We start from the raw sequence: 16,837 nt of genomic DNA, 5'->3' as shown, positions 1-16,837 counted from the left end.
GAAAGAGACCCCTCCCGATGGAGCTTCGCAACATTGCCATCATCGCACACGTTGACCATGGCAAAACCACGCTCGTCGACGAGCTTCTGAAACAGTCGGGGTCTTTCCGCGACAACCAGGCCGTCGCTGAACGCGCCATGGACAGCAACGATATCGAGCGTGAGCGCGGGATCACCATTCTGGCGAAGTGCACCTCGCTGGAATGGGGCGGCGCGCGCATCAACATCGTTGACACCCCCGGCCACGCCGATTTCGGCGGCGAGGTGGAACGCATCCTGTCGATGGTCGATGGTGTGGTACTGCTGGTGGACGCGGCCGAAGGCCCGATGCCGCAGACCAAATTCGTGACCTCCAAGGCGCTTGCCCTTGGCCTGCGCCCGATTGTGGTGCTGAACAAGGTCGACAAGGCCGATGCCGAACCGGACCGCGCGCTGAACGAAGTGTTCGACCTGTTCGCCAACCTTGGTGCCGATGACGATCAGCTTGATTTCCCGGTGCTTTATGCCTCGGGCCGCTCTGGCTGGGCCGATGTCGAACTCGACGGGCCGCGCAAGGACTTGTCCGCGCTGTACGAACTGGTGATCAAGCATGTGCCGGAGCCAAAGCAGATCGCGCGCCGGGCTGAACCGTTCCAGATGCTGGCGACCACGCTGTCGGCTGACCCGTTCATCGGTCGCATCCTGACCGGACGGGTAGAATCGGGCACCCTGCGCGCCGGGAAAACCATCAAGGCATTGAGCCGCGATGGCGACCGGATCGAACAGTTCCGCGTGTCAAAAGTCCTCGCCTATCGTGGTCTGGTGATGACCCCGATTGATGCCGCCGAGGCGGGTGACATTGTCACGCTGGCTGGCATGACCAAGGCCACCGTGGCCGATACACTTTGCGCGCTGGATGTCGATACCGCCCTGCCCGCACAGCCGATTGACCCGCCGACGATCTCGATCACCTTTGGCATCAACGATTCCCCCCTTGCTGGCAAAGAAGGCAGCAAGGTGCAGTCCCGCGTGATCCGCGAACGCCTGATGAAAGAAGCCGAGATCAACGTCGCGATCAAGGTCACCGACACCCCGGGCGGCGACGCTTTTGAAGTCGCGGGTCGTGGCGAATTGCAGATGGGTGTTCTGATCGAGAACATGCGCCGTGAGGGTTTTGAGCTGTCAATCAGCCGCCCGCGCGTGCTGATGCAAGAGATGGACGGCGTGCGCTGCGAGCCGATTGAAGAAGTCACCATCGATGTGGATGACGAATACACCGGCCCGGTGATCGAAAAGCTGACCGGCCCGCGCCGGGGCGATCTGGTCGAGATGAAACCCGCAGGGGCGGGCAAAACCCGGATCATCGCGCATGTGCCCTCGCGCGGTCTGATCGGCTATCACGGCCAGTTCATGACCGATACGCGCGGCACAGGTGTTCTGAACCGCGTGTTCCACGGCTGGGCCCCGCACAAGGGTGCCATCGAAGGCCGGCGTCAGGGCGTGCTGATTTCAATGGAATCGGGTGTTTCCGTCGCTTACGCGATGTGGAAGCTGGAAGACCGTGGCCACTTCTTCATCGGCGTGCAGGAACCTGTGTACACCGGCATGATCATTGGTGAGCACAGCCGCGACAACGATCTGGAAGTGAACCCGCTGAAGGGCAAGCAGCTGACCAACGTGCGCGCAAGCGGTACCGATGAAGCCGTGCGCCTGACCACCCCGGTGAAGCTGAGCCTTGAACAGTGCATCGCCTATATCGACGATGACGAGCTGGTCGAAGTGACGCCGAAATCGGTGCGGATGCGCAAACGCTATCTCGACCCGCATGAGCGCAAGCGGCACAGCCGCAGCGCCTGAAGATTGCGGCCCCTTCGGGGGCCGTTTTCATTTTGGGTGATGCCCTTCAGATCCGGCAATAAAAAACGCGCGCAAGGCATTGGCCCTGCGCGCGTTTTCTTTGATCCGCCGCCCGGTCGCCCGGGCGGCTTTGGTCCTGTCAGTCGGCCCCGCGCGCCACCGCGCCGGGCTTGACCAGCCGCTTCTGGATCGCCCAGACCACCACGGCCGTGCCGATGCCGATGAAGTCGGTCAGGAAGCCGGAGTCGATCATGGCAATCGCCGCCGCCCCCAGCACAATCCGCAGCACCGTGTGCAGATGACCGAAGTACCAGGCCTGCACCGCTGACGACAGCAGGAACACCCCCAAGAGCGCACCGGCAACCACATGGATGATGTTCAGCCATTCGCCCTGCATCAGCAGTTCGGGCGACGAGAAGAACATGAACGGCACCACAAAGGCCGCCATCCCCATCTTGAACGACTCAACGCTGGTTTTCATCGGGTCCGACCGGGCAATCGCCGCCCCGGCATAGGCCGCAAGCGCCACCGGCGGGGTAATCGCCGACATCACCGCGAAGTAGAAGATGAAGAAGTGCGCGGTCAGCGTATCAATGCCCATGCCGATCAGCCCCGGCGCAATCACCGATGCCGCCACCGCATAGGCCGCCGTGGTCGGCATGCCCATGCCCAGCACGATCGACACGATCATCGCAAAGAACAGCGCCAGCATCTGGTTGTTCGCGGCCAGCCCCAAGAGCAGGCTGGAAAACCGCGTGCCAAGCCCGGTCAGCGCGATCACGCCCACGATGATACCCGCCGCCGCACAGACCGCGACCAGTTGCAGGGTCATCTTGGTCGAGATTTCCAGCGCGAACAGGATCTCGCGCACGCCCATCTTGTGCGGCGTCAGCCACGAGACAACCGCCGCCGCCGCCATTGCCAGCGTGCCTGCGCGGATCACGGAATAGCCCATGAACAGCGCGCCGATCAGGATCAGGATCGGGATGAAGAGAAACACCTGCTTGGCCAGCTTGCGGAACTGCGGCAGCTCTTCGCGCGGCAGGCCCTTCATGTTGAACTTCTGCGCCATCAGATCGACGTTGAAATAGACGCTGACGAAGTACAGCAAAGCCGGGATGATCGCGGCCACCACGATCTCGGAATAGGCAATGCCAGTGATTTCCGACATGATGAAGGCACCCGCCCCCATGATCGGCGGCAGGATCTGCCCGCCCGAAGACGCCGCCGCCTCAACCGCCGCCGCCGTCTGCGGCTTGTAACCGACCTTTTTCATCAAGGGGATGGTCAGCGACCCGGTTGCCACCACGTTACCGGCGGATGTGCCGTTGATCATGCCCATCAGACCCGACCCGAACACCGCCACCTTGGCAGGCCCGCCCCGGCGATCCCCGGCGGCGGCAAAGGCAAAGTTCACGAAATACTCACCGACGCGGCTGGCCTGAAGGAAGGCCGCGAAGGCCACGAACAGGATGATATAGGTCGAAGAAATCGCCGTCGTGGGTCCAAGGATACCTTGGTCGGTGAAGACGTAAGTAAAGAACCGGGTCAGCGAATAGCCCCGGTGATACAGGATGCCCGGCAGCCAAGGCCCGACAAAACTATACAGCACAAAGATGCCCGCGATGATCACCAGCGCGAGGCCCGCCATGCGCCGTGTCAGCTCCAGAATCAACACCACGCCGATCAGGGCCGCGTACATATCGGCCTCTTTCGCAAGCGCCGTGCCCGCCCGCAGCCGCAACAGCGGCGCGTGGAAGATGATATAGGCGGTCACCGCAACGGCGGCAAAAGCCAGAATGATATCAGCCGCATCCAGCTGGCCCCGGCGCGGGTCCGGCATCAGCCACCCCACCAGCAGCGCCCAGACTGTCCCCGCCATCAGCGGCACGCCAAAGGTCCAGCGCATGGCGGTGGACTGTGCGGCCTGATCGACGCCCGACCCGGAAATCCAGAACAGCAGCACCTGCACAAAGGCCACGCCCACCAGCACCGCCGCCGGGGCCAGCATCAGCAGGCGGCCCGCACGCGGGGTGCCATCGGTTTCAGCAAAAGTCAGCGATGAAAACAGCAGGAACCCGATCACCAGCCCGCCGCCGACATGCAGCAGCCGGTAGGTCCAGGTTTCCAGCGGATACAGGTTCATCACCCCGATATGAAATGCGGTATAGGCGATGCACATCGCGGCGATCAGCAGCCCGACCGAACCCATCGGTTTGCGCTGGTTGGCCGAGAAAATCTCATTGTCGACGCCAGAGGCAATGGCCTTTTCTGGTGCGTCCGTGCTGGGAGCGATCATGATCTGGTGTCCCTGAATGACGGTTTTTATCAAAATGGGCGTCCGAACCTTGCCGGACGCCCATAAAGTGCAGCGTTGTGTGGATTATTTCAGGGTGTCGGGGATCGTGATCCCTTTTTCTTCATAGTACTGCACTGCACCTGGATGGAACGGCATAAAGGTGTTCTTGTCCCAGTTCTCTGCCAGCGTCTCGGACGAGGTGGCGTGGATCTGGACCATGCGGTCATTGTTGTCGAGCGCCAGCTTGGTGATCTCATAGGCCAGCGAATCCGGCATGTCGGAATGCGCGATGGCAAAGTTCCACAGCGCGACCGTGGGCTGGTCATAGTCATGACCGGCATAGGTGCCCGCATCAATGGTGAACGGGGCCATCGCCGGGAAGGCTTCCAGCACCGATGCCTGCTCGTCTTCGGTCAGGCCGAACATCACCACATCCTGCTGCGCGGCCAGTTCGGCGAAAGCCGAAATCGGCACACCGGCGGCAAAGGCGAAGGCGTCGATCAGACCATCCTGCAACTGGCCCGCCGCATCGGCAGCACCGGCATAGGACACATTGGCATTCACACCAACCGCGGTCATGAACTGCGGCCAATAGGTGCCGGGGGTGCCGCCTGCCGGACCGACCGACACGCGCTTGCCGTTCAGATCAGACACCGAGGTGATGCCGGAAGACCGCAGCACAACCACCTGAAACGGGGTCTGATACATCGGGAACAGCGCGCGGATCGAGCGGTGCTCCAGCCCCGGGGCCAGTTCGGATTTGCCCATCCAGGCGTCATAGGCCGGGCCCATGGTGACCAGACCCATCAGGTGATCGCCGGTTTCCACCAGTGTCACATTCTGCACCGGGCCGCCGGTGACTTCGCCGGTGGAGTTCACGCCAAGCGCTTCGGACATGTAGCCGGCAAAGCCGTTGCCATAAACGAAATAGGTGCCGCCCTGCGATGCGGTGCCGATGGTGATTTCCGATGGCCAGTCCGATTTATCCTGCGCCATGGCGGTGGTTGCAACGAGGCCAGCCGCGCAAGCGGCGGCGAGTGTCTTGATGAACATGCAGTCCTCCCAAAAATTCTACACTGGCCAGCGCCTCCTGCGCCCGCCGTGCTGATCTTAGAAAGCGGTTAATCCGGCGATCACTCAACCGTGTTGTTCGCTGTTTGCGCAATCAAATGGCGCTCAGCGGGGCTTGATGGGTGGATATCGTAACATCGCAGGCAAAGCATGGGGGGATTTGGTGGCCTATTCCGCCTCGGGCTCGCCCCCGGCACCGAATTGCGCCTTGTCCAGCCCGTGCTTCTGCATCTTTTCCCACAGGGTTTTGCGCGACAGGCCCAGTGATTCATAGACCGGCTTCAGGTTGCCACGATGGGCGGCCAGTGCGGCCTCTATCTCGCGCCGTTCAAAGTCGGCGACGCGCTGCGCCAGCCGTGACGGTGCCTCTTCCACCGCCTGCGCGCCCTCCCCCAGCCCCAGTGCATAGCGGTCGGCGGCATTGCGCAGCTCGCGCACATTGCCGGGCCAGTCGCGCGCGGTCAGCTGCGCCACCAGTGATGGCGGCACCGGGGCCGGGTCTGATCGGTGGCGGCTGGCAGCCTCTGACAGCAGGCGCAGGAACAACAGCGGAATATCTTCCCGCCGGGCCGCCAGCGGGGGCACCTGCAGGGTGACAACATTCAGCCGGTACAAAAGGTCACCGCGGAACCGCCCGGCCTCGACCTCCGCCTCCAGCGGCACGCGCGCGGTGGCCATGAAACGCACATCCAGCGCCAACGATTCATTCGAGCCAAGCCGGGTGACGGTGCGGTCTTCAATCACCCGCACCAGTTTCCCCTGCATGTCCAGCGGCATCGAGGCGATGTCATCCAGCAGAATGGTCCCACCCCGCGCATGTTCAAACTTGCCAAAGCGCGCGCGCAAGGCCCCCGGAAACGCCCCCGCCTCATGGCCGAACAGTTCCGATTCGATCAGCGCCGCCGGGATCGCGGCGCAATCGATGGCGACAAAGGGTTTGCGCGCGCGCGGCGACATATCATGCAGGGCGCGCGCCACCACCTCTTTGCCGGCACCCGTCTCGCCCACGATCAGCACATCGGCTTCGGTCGGGCCAAGGGTGCGGATGCGGCGGCGCAGGTCGATCATCACATTCGACCGGCCGATCAGCCGCTGTTCCATATCATCAACCTGCCCCGCCGCCGCCTTCAGCACCCGGTTTTCCAGCACCAGCCGCCGGTAATCAGACGCGCGCGCAACAATCTCGGCCAACTGGCTGGCGGGGAACGGCTTTTCGACAAAGTCATAGGCCCCTTCGCGCATCGCCCGCACGGCCAGCTGCACATCGCCATGCCCGGTGATCAAAATCACCGGAATATCCCGGTCAATCTCGTGGATGCGGTTCATCAGCGTCAGCCCGTCCATGCCGGGCATGCGGATATCGGTCAGCACCACACCGGGAAAGCCAAAGCTGACCAGATCCATGATCCGTTCCGGCAGGGCAAAATCCTGCACCGCAAAGCCCGCCAGATCCAGCGCCTGCGCGGTCGAGGCGCGCAGATCGGGTTCGTCATCGACCAGAAGGATACGCATCGGGGTCATTCGGCAGCCTCTTGCAGGGCGGTGGGGGCCGCCGCCAGCCGCAGGGTAAAGCAGGCCCCGGGGTCAGACGCCACGGAAAGATCACCGCCGAAGTCTTTGACGATGTTGTAGGAAATCGAAAGCCCAAGGCCAAGCCCCTTGCCCACGCCCTTGGTGGAAAAGAACGGATCAAAGATCCGCGCGGCCAGACCTTCGGGCACGCCGGGGCCGGAGTCGGAAATGCGGATCAGCACCTGATCGGCCACGCATGTCGCGGTCAGGGTAATCCGCCGGTCTGCCAGCCCCTCCACCGCATCGGCGGCATTGGTCAGGATGTTGACCAGCACCTGTTGCAGTCGCACCGGCCCGGCAATCACCAGTGGCAGACCGGGTTCAAGGTCGATGCGCAGCGTCGCATCGGCGGCACGGATGCACAGCTTTGCGATTTCCACCGCCGCCTCTACCACTTCGGCCAGCGAGACGTGGCTCAGTTTCTGCCCCGGCGCGCGGGCAAAGCTGCGCAGATGGCGGCTGATGCTGGTCAGCCGGTCGATCAGGCTCAGGATACGGTTGATGTTGCCACGCGCCTCCTCCATCCGCCCCCGGTCCATCAGCACACCCGCATTGTCGGCATAGGTGCGGGCGGCGGCCAGCGGCTGGTTGAACTCGTGGCTCAGCGCTGCCGACATCTGGCCAAGGGCAGCCATCTTGCCCGCCTGCACCAGATCGGCCTGCGCCTGCCGCAGCTCATGCGTGCGCTCTTCCACCCGGCGTTCAAGACCCGCCTGCGCTTCGGCCTGCACCTGCAGCCGTTCGTCCAGCGCCGCCCGGCGTTGCCAGACCACCGCCCCGACCATTCCCAGCACCCCGGCGGCGAGCATGGCCAGGATCGCAAGCGTCAGGGCGGACGCCCGCGCGGCGGCGGTGTCGATCAGCACATGCACCACCCAGCCCGCCCGGTCCATCGGCATGTCACGCTGCAGGTATTCGCGCGCGCCTGCGCTTTCGGCGATGCGCAGCACCGGGGTGGTGCGGTGCAGCCCCTCTGCCGTGATCTGCATCAGCCCGATCGGCGTATCGGCATAGCGCCGCGTGGTGGCAATGCGCGCCTGCGCCTCTGCGGTCAGCGGGTGCATGGCGGCAAAGCGCCAGTCGGGACGCGACGACAGAAAGGTCACGCCCTCGGGGTCGGTGACCAGCACGGCGTAATCGCCACCGCTCCACGTGCTTTCAATCGCATCAAGGTCGATCTTGAACACCAGAACCCCGGTGATCTGCCCCGCAACCCAGACCGGCGCGCCGAAGTAATAGCCGCGTTTGCCGCTGGTGGTGCCAAGCGCATAAAATTGCCCCGCCCCGCCCGCCAGAGCATCAAAGAAATACGGGCGGAACACGAAATTCCCCCCGATGAACGAGGTGTCGGTATCATGGTTCGATGCCGCAATGGTCAGGCCCTGCCTGTCCATCAGATAGATGTCGGTCGCCCCCAGCAGTTTCTGAATCCGGCTCAGGTAATCATTCGCCTGTGCCACCAGCCCCGGATTGCGCGGGTCTGCCGACAGGCGGGTGACGATGGCCTGTTCCGCGATCAGCGGCGGCAGCCGCTCAAAGCGGTCCAGCTGCCCCGACAGCGCAGTCGCCGCCAGCTGCAACACATTGTCACCGCGCCGCGCAGTGTCATCGAGTGACCGGGCAAGGCTTTGCTGCCACGTCAGCCAACCGGCCAGACAGCAGCACAAAACCGCCAGTGCAGCAGCCAGCCATAGCCATGGTCGCGTGGTTTTGCGCATGTTGCCCCCGTGCTGCCAGACTACCGGCAAAGCAGGCTGGGCCGCAACCGGCCTTCAGGCAGCCACGGCCAGACGGCAGGGGTGAAACTCCTCCACCCGCACATCAGGGCCGTCAAAGGTGCAGAAACTGAACGGCGGCGCCTCTATCCAGCCACCCTCGCCGGTTTCCAGCGGTTCCGACACCACGGCTGTGCCCTGCCGGCTGTCTGACCAGCGGTGATAGAGCGTGGGCGCGTGATCATCCGTCGCATAGCGCATGGCATAGAGCTTTTTGCCATCCGACAGGGCCCCGGTCAGGCGCAGATGCGGGGCGGTGCCTTTGGCGCGGGCAAGGGTGATCAGCTTGGCCGCCGCCCGTTCCATCGCGCCCTTGGGGTCATCCTCCAGCCCTTCGGCAATGGCGATCAGGAACAGCGCTTCGGAATCCGTCGCGCCCTTGCGGCAGGGGTACAGCGCATCGGGGATCATCATATCGGCATCCCGGCGGAAATTGTCATAGCCGCCGATCTGGCCGTTGTGCATGAAAGACCAGCGCCCCCAGGTAAACGGATGGCAGTTGTTGCGGCTGGTTGCGGTGCCGGTGCTGGCGCGGACATGGGCCAAGAACAGGCCGGATCTGACCTGTGCTGTCAGGCTGCGCAGGTTGGGGTCTGACCATGCCGGCATCACATCGCGGTACAGCCCCGGTTCGGGGCGTTCGCCATACCACGCCACGCCAAAGCCGTCGGCGTTGATGGCGGTGTGGCATTGCGTGGCGCAATGCGACTGGTGGATCAGCGAATGGCCCGGACGGCTGACGATATCCTCAAGAAAAACCGGTTGCCCGGTATAGGCGGCCCAACGGCACATCAACAGGCCCCAGCGGTGATCAACATGGCTCTGCCCCAGTCATTTTTTGCAGCGTTTCTTGCTGGAACACTAGCATGAAACAAAGCGACGCCGGAAGGAGGTTCCTTCCGGCGTCGCGGTCTGCGGCACAATTGTGCTGAAAATTCAGTCGTTTTCTTCGACGACGACCAGATCGCGCACCGATGCGCCTTTGGCATGGGCCAGTGCGGCCTGATACTCCGGGCTGTGGTAGCACTCTACCGCCGCCTCCAGACTGGGGAAGCGGGCGACCACGTTGCGGGCACGGTCATTGCCTTCCAGCTGAACATGGCGGCCCCCCCGGGCCAGAAACACCCCGCCGTGTGCGGCCAGTGCGGGGCCCGCACCCTTGGCATAAAGCGCATAGGCGTCAAGGTCGGTCACTTCGACATGGGCGATCCAGAGGGCGGTTGGCATGGGTTTATCCTTTGATGACGGCTTCGGCAGCGGCAATCGCCGCCTCCGCCTGGGTGATGTCAGCGCCTCCGGCCTGCGCCATGTCGGGGCGGCCACCGCCGCCCTTGCCGCCCATGGCTTCGGCGGCAGCCTTGACCAGTGACACGGCGGACAAGGTGGCGGTCAGGTCAGCAGTGACGCCAGCAGCCACCGCAGGCTTGGCGCCGGTGTCAGCAATCAGCAGTACCGCGCCGGAGCCGAGTTTGGTTTTCATCTCATCAATCAGTGACGGCAGATCCTTGCCGGAAACCCCTTGAAGAACCTGCGCCAGGAACTTGATTCCGTTGATGTCTTTCGCCTCTGGCCCGCCGGATTTGCCGCCCATCGCCACCTCGCGGCGCAGTTGCGCCACTTCGTTCTGGAGCGCGCGGCGTTCATCGAACAGGGCCTTCACCCGTTCCACCACCTCTGCCGCAGGCGCTTTCAGCACCGCTGCCACATCGCTCAACCGCGCATCCTGCTGGCGCAGATGGTCGAGTGCCGCCTGCCCCGTCAACGCCTCGATCCGCCGAACGCCTGCCGACGACGCCGAGTCGCCCAAAAGCACAAAGGCCCCGATATCGCCGGTGCGCGCGACATGGGTGCCGCCGCACAGCTCAAGACTGTAGGTGTTGCCCTCGGTCCCCTTGGCGCTGCCATCGAGGACGCCCATCGACACCACGCGCACCTCGTCGCCATATTTCTCGCCAAACAGCGCCTGCGCGCCGATGGCGCGGGCGTCGTCCGGCGTCATGATCCGGGTGTCGACCGGGCTGTTCTGGCGGACGAAAGTGTTCACCTCGGCCTCCACCTGCGCCAGCTCGCCTGCGGTCAGGCCCACCGAATGACTGAAATCGAACCGCAGACGGTCAGGCGCGTTCAGGCTGCCCTTTTGCGCAACATGGTCGCCAAGCGCGCGGCGCAGGGCTTCGTGCAGCAGGTGCGTGGCCGAATGGTTGGCGCGGATGCGGGCACGCCGCGCGTGGCCGACCTCCAGCTTGGCGGGCTGGCCTTTGGTCAGACTGCCCTCGATCACCGATGCGATGTGCAGGAAAACGCCGGCAATCTTGCGGGTGTCGGTCACTTCGGCCATGCCGGTGGCGGTGCGGATCAGGCCGGTATCGCCGACCTGCCCGCCGGATTCGCCGTAAAACGGGGTCTGGTTGACCACAATCTGAATGGACTCGCCCGCCTTGACGGCCTCAATCGCAGCACCGTCGCGCACCAGCGCGTTGATCACGCCCTCAGCCGTTTCGGTGTCATAGCCGAGAAATTCCGTGACCCCATGCTCTTCGGCCAGCTCGAACCAGATCTTGCCATCCGCAGCCTCTCCGGTGCCGGACCATGCGGCGCGGGCCTTGGCCTTTTGCTCGGCCATGGCGCTATCAAAGCCCGCCACATCCACCGCGCGGCCGCGTTCGCGCAGCGCATCCTGCGTCAGGTCGAGCGGGAAGCCGTAAGTGTCATAAAGCTTGAACGCGGTGGAGCCGGGCAGATCGCCGCCTTCGGGCAGGCGCACCAGCTCGTCATCCAGCAGTTTCAACCCGCGATCCAAAGTGGTCTTGAACCGGGTTTCCTCCAGCTTCAGCGTCTCCTCAATCAGGCTTTGGGCACGGGCCAGTTCCGGATAGGCCGCCCCCATCTGGCGCACCAGCGCTGGCACCAGTTTGAACATCACCGGGTCTTGTGACCCCAGCATATGCGCATGACGCATCGCGCGGCGCATAATGCGGCGCAGCACATAGCCGCGCCCCTCATTCGACGGCATCACGCCATCGGCAATCAGGAAGGAGGTGGAGCGCAGATGGTCGGCAATCACCCGGTGGTGGGTCTTGCCCGGGCCATCGGGATCAGAGCTGGTGGCATGGGCCGAGGCCTCGATCAGGCTGCGCATCAGGTCGGTGTCGTAATTGTCGTGCTTGCCCTGCAGCAGCGCGCCAATCCGCTCCAGCCCCATGCCGGTGTCGATGCTCTGCATTTCCAGCGGGCGCATGCTGCCATCGGCGAACTGCTCATTCTGCATGAACACGTTGTTCCAGATCTCGATGAAACGGTCGCCATCCTCATCGGCGCTGCCCGGCGGGCCGCCCCAGATGTGGTCGCCGTGGTCATAGAAAATCTCGGTGCAGGGGCCACAGGGGCCGGTCGGGCCCATGCGCCAGAAATTGTCGTCCGTGGGAATGCGGATGATCCGGTAATCGCTGAACCCGGCGACCTTTTTCCAGATCGCCGCCGCCTCGTCATCGGTATGATAAACGGTGACCAGCAGCTTGTTCTTGTTCAGACCGAAGTCTTTCGTCAGCAATTCCCAGGCAAAGGCAATCGCATCATCCTTGAAGTAATCGCCAAAGCTGAAGTTGCCCAGCATCTCGAAAAACGTATGGTGGCGCGCGGTATAGCCGACGTTATCAAGGTCATTGTGCTTGCCGCCCGCGCGCACGCATTTCTGCGCGGTGGTGGCGCGGGTGTAATCGCGGGTCTCGACCCCGGTGAACAGGTTCTTGAACTGCACCATGCCGGAATTGGCGAACATCAGCGTCGGATCGTTGCGCGGCACCAGCGGGGATGAGTCCACCACCTTGTGGCCGTTGCGGGCAAAGAAATCGAGATAGGTCGAGCGGATATCGTTCAGCGACGCCATGGTGGTGCCCTTCGGCTGAGGGGTTCATCTTGTGACCCCCCGTCTATCGCCGCGCGCCTTGCCTGTCCACCGGGGGCTGCGCGGCACCAGTGAAAAAGCCCTGAACCGGCCGGGGCTGGACCCCGGCCGGTTCGCCAGATGGATCAGGTATCCATCACATCATCATCGGCGGTGGCTTCACTTTCCGCCATATGGAAATCCAGCCCGTTGGCGGCGCGGATCTTGTCTTCGATCTCGGCTGCGGTGGTCGGGTTGGATTTCAGGAACAGTTTGGCATTCTCGCGCCCCTGCCCGATCCGCTCATCGCCATAGGAATACCACGAACCCGACTTTTCAACCACGCCGGCCTTGACGCCCAGATCGACCAGTTCCCCGGTCTTCGAGATGCCTTCGCCATACATGATGTCGAATTCCACCTGTTTGAAGGGCGGTGCGACCTTGTTCTTCACCACCTTGACGCGGGTGGAGTTGCCGACCACGTCGTCCTTTTCCTTGATCGAGCCGATGCGGCGGATATCCAGCCGCACGGAGGCGTAGAATTTCAGCGCATTGCCGCCGGTGGTGGTTTCGGGCGAGCCGAACATCACGCCGATTTTCATGCGGATCTGGTTGATGAAGATCACCATGCAATTGCTGCGCCCGATGCTGGCGGTCAGCTTGCGCATGGCCTGCGACATCAGACGGGCCTGAGCGCCCATCTGCATGTCGCCCATATCGCCCTCAATCTCGGACTTGGGTGTCAGGGCCGCGACCGAATCGACCACCACAAGGCTGACCGCACCGGAACGCACCAGAGTATCCACAATCTCCAGCGCCTGTTCGCCGGTGTCGGGCTGGCTGATCAGCAGTTCATCCAGATTGACGCCCAGTTTCTTGGCATATTGCGGGTCAAGCGCGTGTTCGGCATCGACAAAGGCGCAAACCCCGCCCTTTTTCTGCTCTTCGGCCACCACATGCAGGGTGAGCGTGGTCTTGCCCGAGGATTCCGGGCCGTAAATCTCGATGATCCGGCCTTTCGGCAGACCGCCGATGCCCAAGGCGATATCAAGGCCCAGAGAGCCGGTTGATGTCGCCTCGATATCCATGGCGGGGCTGTTCATCCCCAGCCGCATGATCGAGCCTTTGCCGAACTGCCGTTCGATCTGTGCCAGAGCGCTTTCCAGCGCCTTTGACTTGTCCATTTCGCGCTTCCCGTTCAAATCGAGGAGGTTCGCCACCGCCATATTCCCGCTCCTTATTTCACAGCCGCGACATGGCGGCAATCTTTGCGCTTGTTCCCCAAGTGTTCCTGTTTGTATGGGACCAAAACAGGAACATATCAACCAAAATTCTCGTAAAATCATCTTTTTCACAGTTTGGTTAAGCGATAGTTTACCGAAGACAAAGAAAAACGCGTCGCAGAGAGGCGCATGAAGGGGCGGGCAGAGATGTTGGTGTTTTGGGAGCAGCGGCTGGCCATACTGGCAACGCCGAAAACCGGGTCGACCGCGATTGAATCGGCGCTCGAATCGCTGGCCGCCGTGTCGATCCAGCGGCCGCCGGCGTTGAAGCACACCAATGTCGCGCGGTTCCGCCGCTTTGTCGGCCCCTATCTGGAAACGGCGGCGGGCGGGCCGTTCACCGTGGTCGCCCTGATGCGCGAACCGCGCGACTGGTTGGGCAGCTGGTACCGCTACCGCAGCCGCGACGACATTCCCGACCCGGCCAAAAGCACGCAAGGCATAGATTTTGATGCCTTTGTGCAGGCCTGGTGCCAGACCCCGCGCCCGGGTTTTGCCCAGGTCGGCTCGCAGGCCCGGTTCCTGAAAGGCCCGGAAGGTCAGGGCGCGGACCGGGTGTTCCGTTATGAAAACATTGGCAGTTTCATCGCGTTTCTGGAGGATCGTCTGGATTTTCAGATCCTCCTGCCGCAGCTGAACGTGTCGCCCAAGGCACCGATGGATCTGACGCCGGAAACGCTGGCACGGCTGCGGACGGCGGCGGCGGATGATTTTGCGCTTTATGACAGTCTGGACTAAGCGGCGGGGTCAGTGCCGTTGAGAGTCAGTGCAGCTGACCCTGCACCGTGACCGCCAGATCGTTGAGCGAAAAGGGTTTTGCCAGAAACACCGAATTGGGCACTCTGCCCTGTTCTTCGGACAGGCAATCCTCGGCATAGCCGGACATGAACACAACCCGCGCGTCAGGCCGCGCCTCCAGCGCGCGTTTGACCCAGGTGGGGCCATCCATGCCGGGCATCACCACATCGGTCACGAAGACATCAATCTGCAGCGCCGGGTCCTCCAGCAGGCGCAGCGCCTGTTCGGCGCAATCCGCCTCCAGCACAGTATAGCCGCGCAGACGCAGCGCGCGGCTGGCAAAGGCCCGCACCGGGGCCTCATCCTCGACCAGAAGCACCACGCCTTCGCCCTGTCGCAGCACAATCTTGCGAGCGGGTTCGCGGGCGGGTTCGGGGATATCTTCATCGGCAGCGTCGTGAATCGGGAAGTAAAGGTGAAACACCGTCCCCTCGCCCGGCGTTGAATCTACAAAGACAAAGCCACCCGATTGCTTGACGATGCCGTAGACCGTCGACAGGCCCAGACCGGTGCCTTCGCCGGGCTGTTTGGTGGTGAAGAACGGCTCGAATATCTTGTCGAGCCGTTCCGGCGCGATGCCGGTGCCGGTGTCCACCACCCGGATGGTTGCGTAGTCGCCCGCGGGCACCACGGCGCGGTCGCGCCGCAGCTCGTCGTGCAAGGTCAGTGCTTCGGTCTCAACCCGGATGGTGCCGCCCTCTGCCATCGCATCGCGGGCGTTGACCACCAGATTCATCAGCACCTGTTCCAGCTGCCGCTTGTCGGCGCGGATCAGACCCAGATCGGTGGCATGGGCCAGATGCAGCTGGATTTTTTCGCCGACCAGCCGGTTCAGCAGATGCGTCATGTCCGACAGCACCTCGCGCAGGTCAATCCGTTCCGGCTTCAGCGTCTGTTTGCGCGAAAAGGCCAGAAGCTGGCCGACCAGCGCCGCCGCCCGGTTGGCATTCTGATGAATCTGCACAAGATCGGCGAAATCCTGGTCCTCTTTGCTGTGGCGCAGCAGCAAAAGATCACAATGACCGGAAATCGCCGTCAGCAGATTGTTGAAATCATGCGCAATTCCCCCGGCCAGCTGACCGATGGCCTGCATCTTCTGGCTTTGCACGAACTGCGCCTCCAGCCGTTTCATCGCCGTTGCATCCTGCACGACGGCCATCACCCCCGGGCGGCCATGATCGACATAGCGCCGCAGGGTGACCTGATGAAACGCATCCGGCTGGCCGACGCGGGCGCGCAGCACCTCTGACCCGCCGCTGTGCCGTTCGGCGACGACATCATCGAGCCAATCCATAACGGCCCGGCCAAGCCCCTGATAAAGATCATGAAACATCGGATGCGCGTCTTTTGCAAGATCCAGCACATCGCGGGCGGCGCGGTTGGCGGCCCGCAAGCTGCCGTCGGCATCAAAGCGCAGGATGGCGACCGGGATGTCTTCGAAATCCTCGACGATCTGCGCCCCGGCGGGCCGGTCGCTGACCGGCAGCAGATAGATCTCGCGCCGGTCCCCCGCACCGGAAATTTCGGCAAGGATGGCCTGCACCGGACCATCGACGCCAGACACTTCCAGCACTTCGCCACTGCGCGGGTTCTGGGTGGAAAATACCCCCTCCAGCCGTTTTGGCCGCCCCCCCAGCAGACGGCGCATCGCCTCATTGGTGAACAGGATGACGCCGCTTTTGTTGACCACCAGCATCGGCAGGCTGAGCCCTTCGGCCCCGCGCCCCGACACCGCACGGTCGACAAATTCATCCAGCCGCCACAGGAAACGGTCTTCGGCAATGCGGTGCACCGTCAGCCGGGTATGGCCGCGGCGGGTGACCACGTCTTCGCGCGCGGCACCGGCCTTCATGGCGCGCGACTGCAGACGATACAGGACCGAGGCCGGACTGGTAAAATGATCCTGCAGCGCCGCATTCAGAGACGCCGCCGCAAGGCCAAAGCGCGACTGGGCCGCCGGATTGCGATACAGGATATGGCCCTGCGGATCGGTGGTGAAACACGGCGTGGCATCATGCCCCGTCAGCAGGGCCACGCTGCGTTCAGCGCCACGTTCGGCCCGTTCTGCCAGGCTCAGAATGAGCCATAGCACCGCGATCAGCGCCACCAGCGTCAGCCCGACCACCGAAGCAGCCACACGGACCAAAAGGTCAGTGGCAAAGCTTGCAGCAATCAGCGACGCAAGCGCCCCGGCAAGCAAAAGCCGGGACCGGGGCGCAATGGCCCGCGACAGCGCGACAATTTCGTTGGCTCCCTGAATACTGGCCAGCACGCCCCGTCCCCACCTTGTTCACCCGTTTCGCCGCGCAGCACAGCATGTA

At 63.2% G+C, this 16,837-nt stretch carries 11 protein-coding genes; 2 read left to right on the top strand and 9 right to left on the bottom strand.

Annotation, left to right across the window (positions count from 1 at the left end):
- The first annotated feature begins 17 nt into the window (after positions 1–17).
- Positions 18–1,835, top strand: coding sequence for a translational GTPase TypA (gene typA, locus Q7J44_RS08925; RefSeq protein ID WP_304879012.1), 1,818 nt, complete (start codon positions 18–20; stop codon positions 1,833–1,835).
- A gap of 139 nt (positions 1,836–1,974) precedes the next feature.
- On the opposite strand, the gene Q7J44_RS08920 is transcribed toward typA, so the two are convergent.
- From Q7J44_RS08920 to recA, 8 genes are all read right to left on the bottom strand, one after another.
- A complete protein-coding gene (locus Q7J44_RS08920) occupies positions 1,975–4,134 on the bottom strand; it encodes a TRAP transporter fused permease subunit (RefSeq protein WP_304879010.1) in 2,160 nt (719 codons plus the stop codon).
- 84 nt (positions 4,135–4,218) lie between these two features.
- Positions 4,219–5,187, bottom strand: coding sequence for a TAXI family TRAP transporter solute-binding subunit (locus Q7J44_RS08915; protein WP_304879008.1), 969 nt, complete (start codon positions 5,185–5,187; stop codon positions 4,219–4,221).
- A 186-nt stretch (positions 5,188–5,373) separates the two neighbouring features.
- Positions 5,374–6,726: a sigma-54 dependent transcriptional regulator gene (locus Q7J44_RS08910; RefSeq protein ID WP_304879006.1), complete on the bottom strand. Its 1,353-nt coding sequence runs from the start codon at positions 6,724–6,726 to the stop codon at positions 5,374–5,376.
- The gene (locus tag Q7J44_RS08905; RefSeq protein ID WP_304879004.1) at positions 6,723–8,495 is read right to left on the bottom strand and encodes an ATP-binding protein; all 1,773 of its coding nucleotides are present in this window, start codon (positions 8,493–8,495) and stop codon (positions 6,723–6,725) included. The genes Q7J44_RS08910 and Q7J44_RS08905 overlap by 4 nt, the downstream gene beginning before the upstream one ends.
- A gap of 54 nt (positions 8,496–8,549) precedes the next feature.
- Positions 8,550–9,344 (bottom strand): class II glutamine amidotransferase, encoded by a 795-nt coding sequence (locus Q7J44_RS08900; protein WP_304879002.1) that lies wholly within the window; start codon positions 9,342–9,344, stop codon positions 8,550–8,552.
- Between the two features lie 144 nt (positions 9,345–9,488).
- Positions 9,489–9,779: a DUF1330 domain-containing protein gene (locus Q7J44_RS08895; protein ID WP_304879000.1), complete on the bottom strand. Its 291-nt coding sequence runs from the start codon at positions 9,777–9,779 to the stop codon at positions 9,489–9,491.
- Between the two features lie 4 nt (positions 9,780–9,783).
- Positions 9,784–12,438, bottom strand: coding sequence for an alanine--tRNA ligase (gene alaS, locus Q7J44_RS08890; protein WP_304878998.1), 2,655 nt, complete (start codon positions 12,436–12,438; stop codon positions 9,784–9,786).
- Between the two features lie 143 nt (positions 12,439–12,581).
- Positions 12,582–13,661: a recombinase RecA gene (gene recA / locus Q7J44_RS08885; protein WP_135428434.1), complete on the bottom strand. Its 1,080-nt coding sequence runs from the start codon at positions 13,659–13,661 to the stop codon at positions 12,582–12,584.
- 204 nt (positions 13,662–13,865) lie between these two features.
- Between recA and Q7J44_RS08880 the strand changes: the two genes are divergently transcribed.
- On the top strand, positions 13,866–14,456 hold the full coding sequence (locus Q7J44_RS08880; protein WP_304878996.1) for a hypothetical protein: 591 nt from the start codon (positions 13,866–13,868) through the stop codon (positions 14,454–14,456).
- A 25-nt stretch (positions 14,457–14,481) separates the two neighbouring features.
- Here Q7J44_RS08880 and Q7J44_RS08875 read toward each other — a convergent pair whose 3' ends face one another.
- Positions 14,482–16,788 (bottom strand): ATP-binding protein, encoded by a 2,307-nt coding sequence (locus Q7J44_RS08875; RefSeq protein ID WP_370692976.1) that lies wholly within the window; start codon positions 16,786–16,788, stop codon positions 14,482–14,484.
- Between the last annotated feature and the right edge of the window lie 49 nt (positions 16,789–16,837).

Source organism: Pseudotabrizicola sp., assembly GCF_030656345.1.
Taxonomy (GTDB): Bacteria; Pseudomonadota; Alphaproteobacteria; order Rhodobacterales; family Rhodobacteraceae; genus Pseudotabrizicola.
The sequence above is the reverse complement of the archived record's forward strand: the minus strand, read 5'-3'. Positions and strand labels throughout refer to the sequence as shown.

What these genes read in the sequence shown, in the direction of transcription:
- typA (WP_304879012.1), top strand. Translation starts at nt 18, where the DNA reads ATGGAGCTTCGCAACATTGCCATCATCGCACACGTTGACCATGGCAAA.
- Q7J44_RS08920 (WP_304879010.1), bottom strand. Translation starts at nt 4,134, where the DNA reads ATGATCGCTCCCAGCACGGACGCACCAGAAAAGGCCATTGCCTCTGGC.
- Q7J44_RS08915 (WP_304879008.1), bottom strand. Translation starts at nt 5,187, where the DNA reads ATGTTCATCAAGACACTCGCCGCCGCTTGCGCGGCTGGCCTCGTTGCA.
- Q7J44_RS08910 (WP_304879006.1), bottom strand. Translation starts at nt 6,726, where the DNA reads ATGACCCCGATGCGTATCCTTCTGGTCGATGACGAACCCGATCTGCGC.
- Q7J44_RS08905 (WP_304879004.1), bottom strand. Translation starts at nt 8,495, where the DNA reads ATGCGCAAAACCACGCGACCATGGCTATGGCTGGCTGCTGCACTGGCG.
- Q7J44_RS08900 (WP_304879002.1), bottom strand. Translation starts at nt 9,344, where the DNA reads ATGTGCCGTTGGGCCGCCTATACCGGGCAACCGGTTTTTCTTGAGGAT.
- Q7J44_RS08895 (WP_304879000.1), bottom strand. Translation starts at nt 9,779, where the DNA reads ATGCCAACCGCCCTCTGGATCGCCCATGTCGAAGTGACCGACCTTGAC.
- alaS (WP_304878998.1), bottom strand. Translation starts at nt 12,438, where the DNA reads ATGGCGTCGCTGAACGATATCCGCTCGACCTATCTCGATTTCTTTGCC.
- recA (WP_135428434.1), bottom strand. Translation starts at nt 13,661, where the DNA reads ATGGCGGTGGCGAACCTCCTCGATTTGAACGGGAAGCGCGAAATGGAC.
- Q7J44_RS08880 (WP_304878996.1), top strand. Translation starts at nt 13,866, where the DNA reads ATGTTGGTGTTTTGGGAGCAGCGGCTGGCCATACTGGCAACGCCGAAA.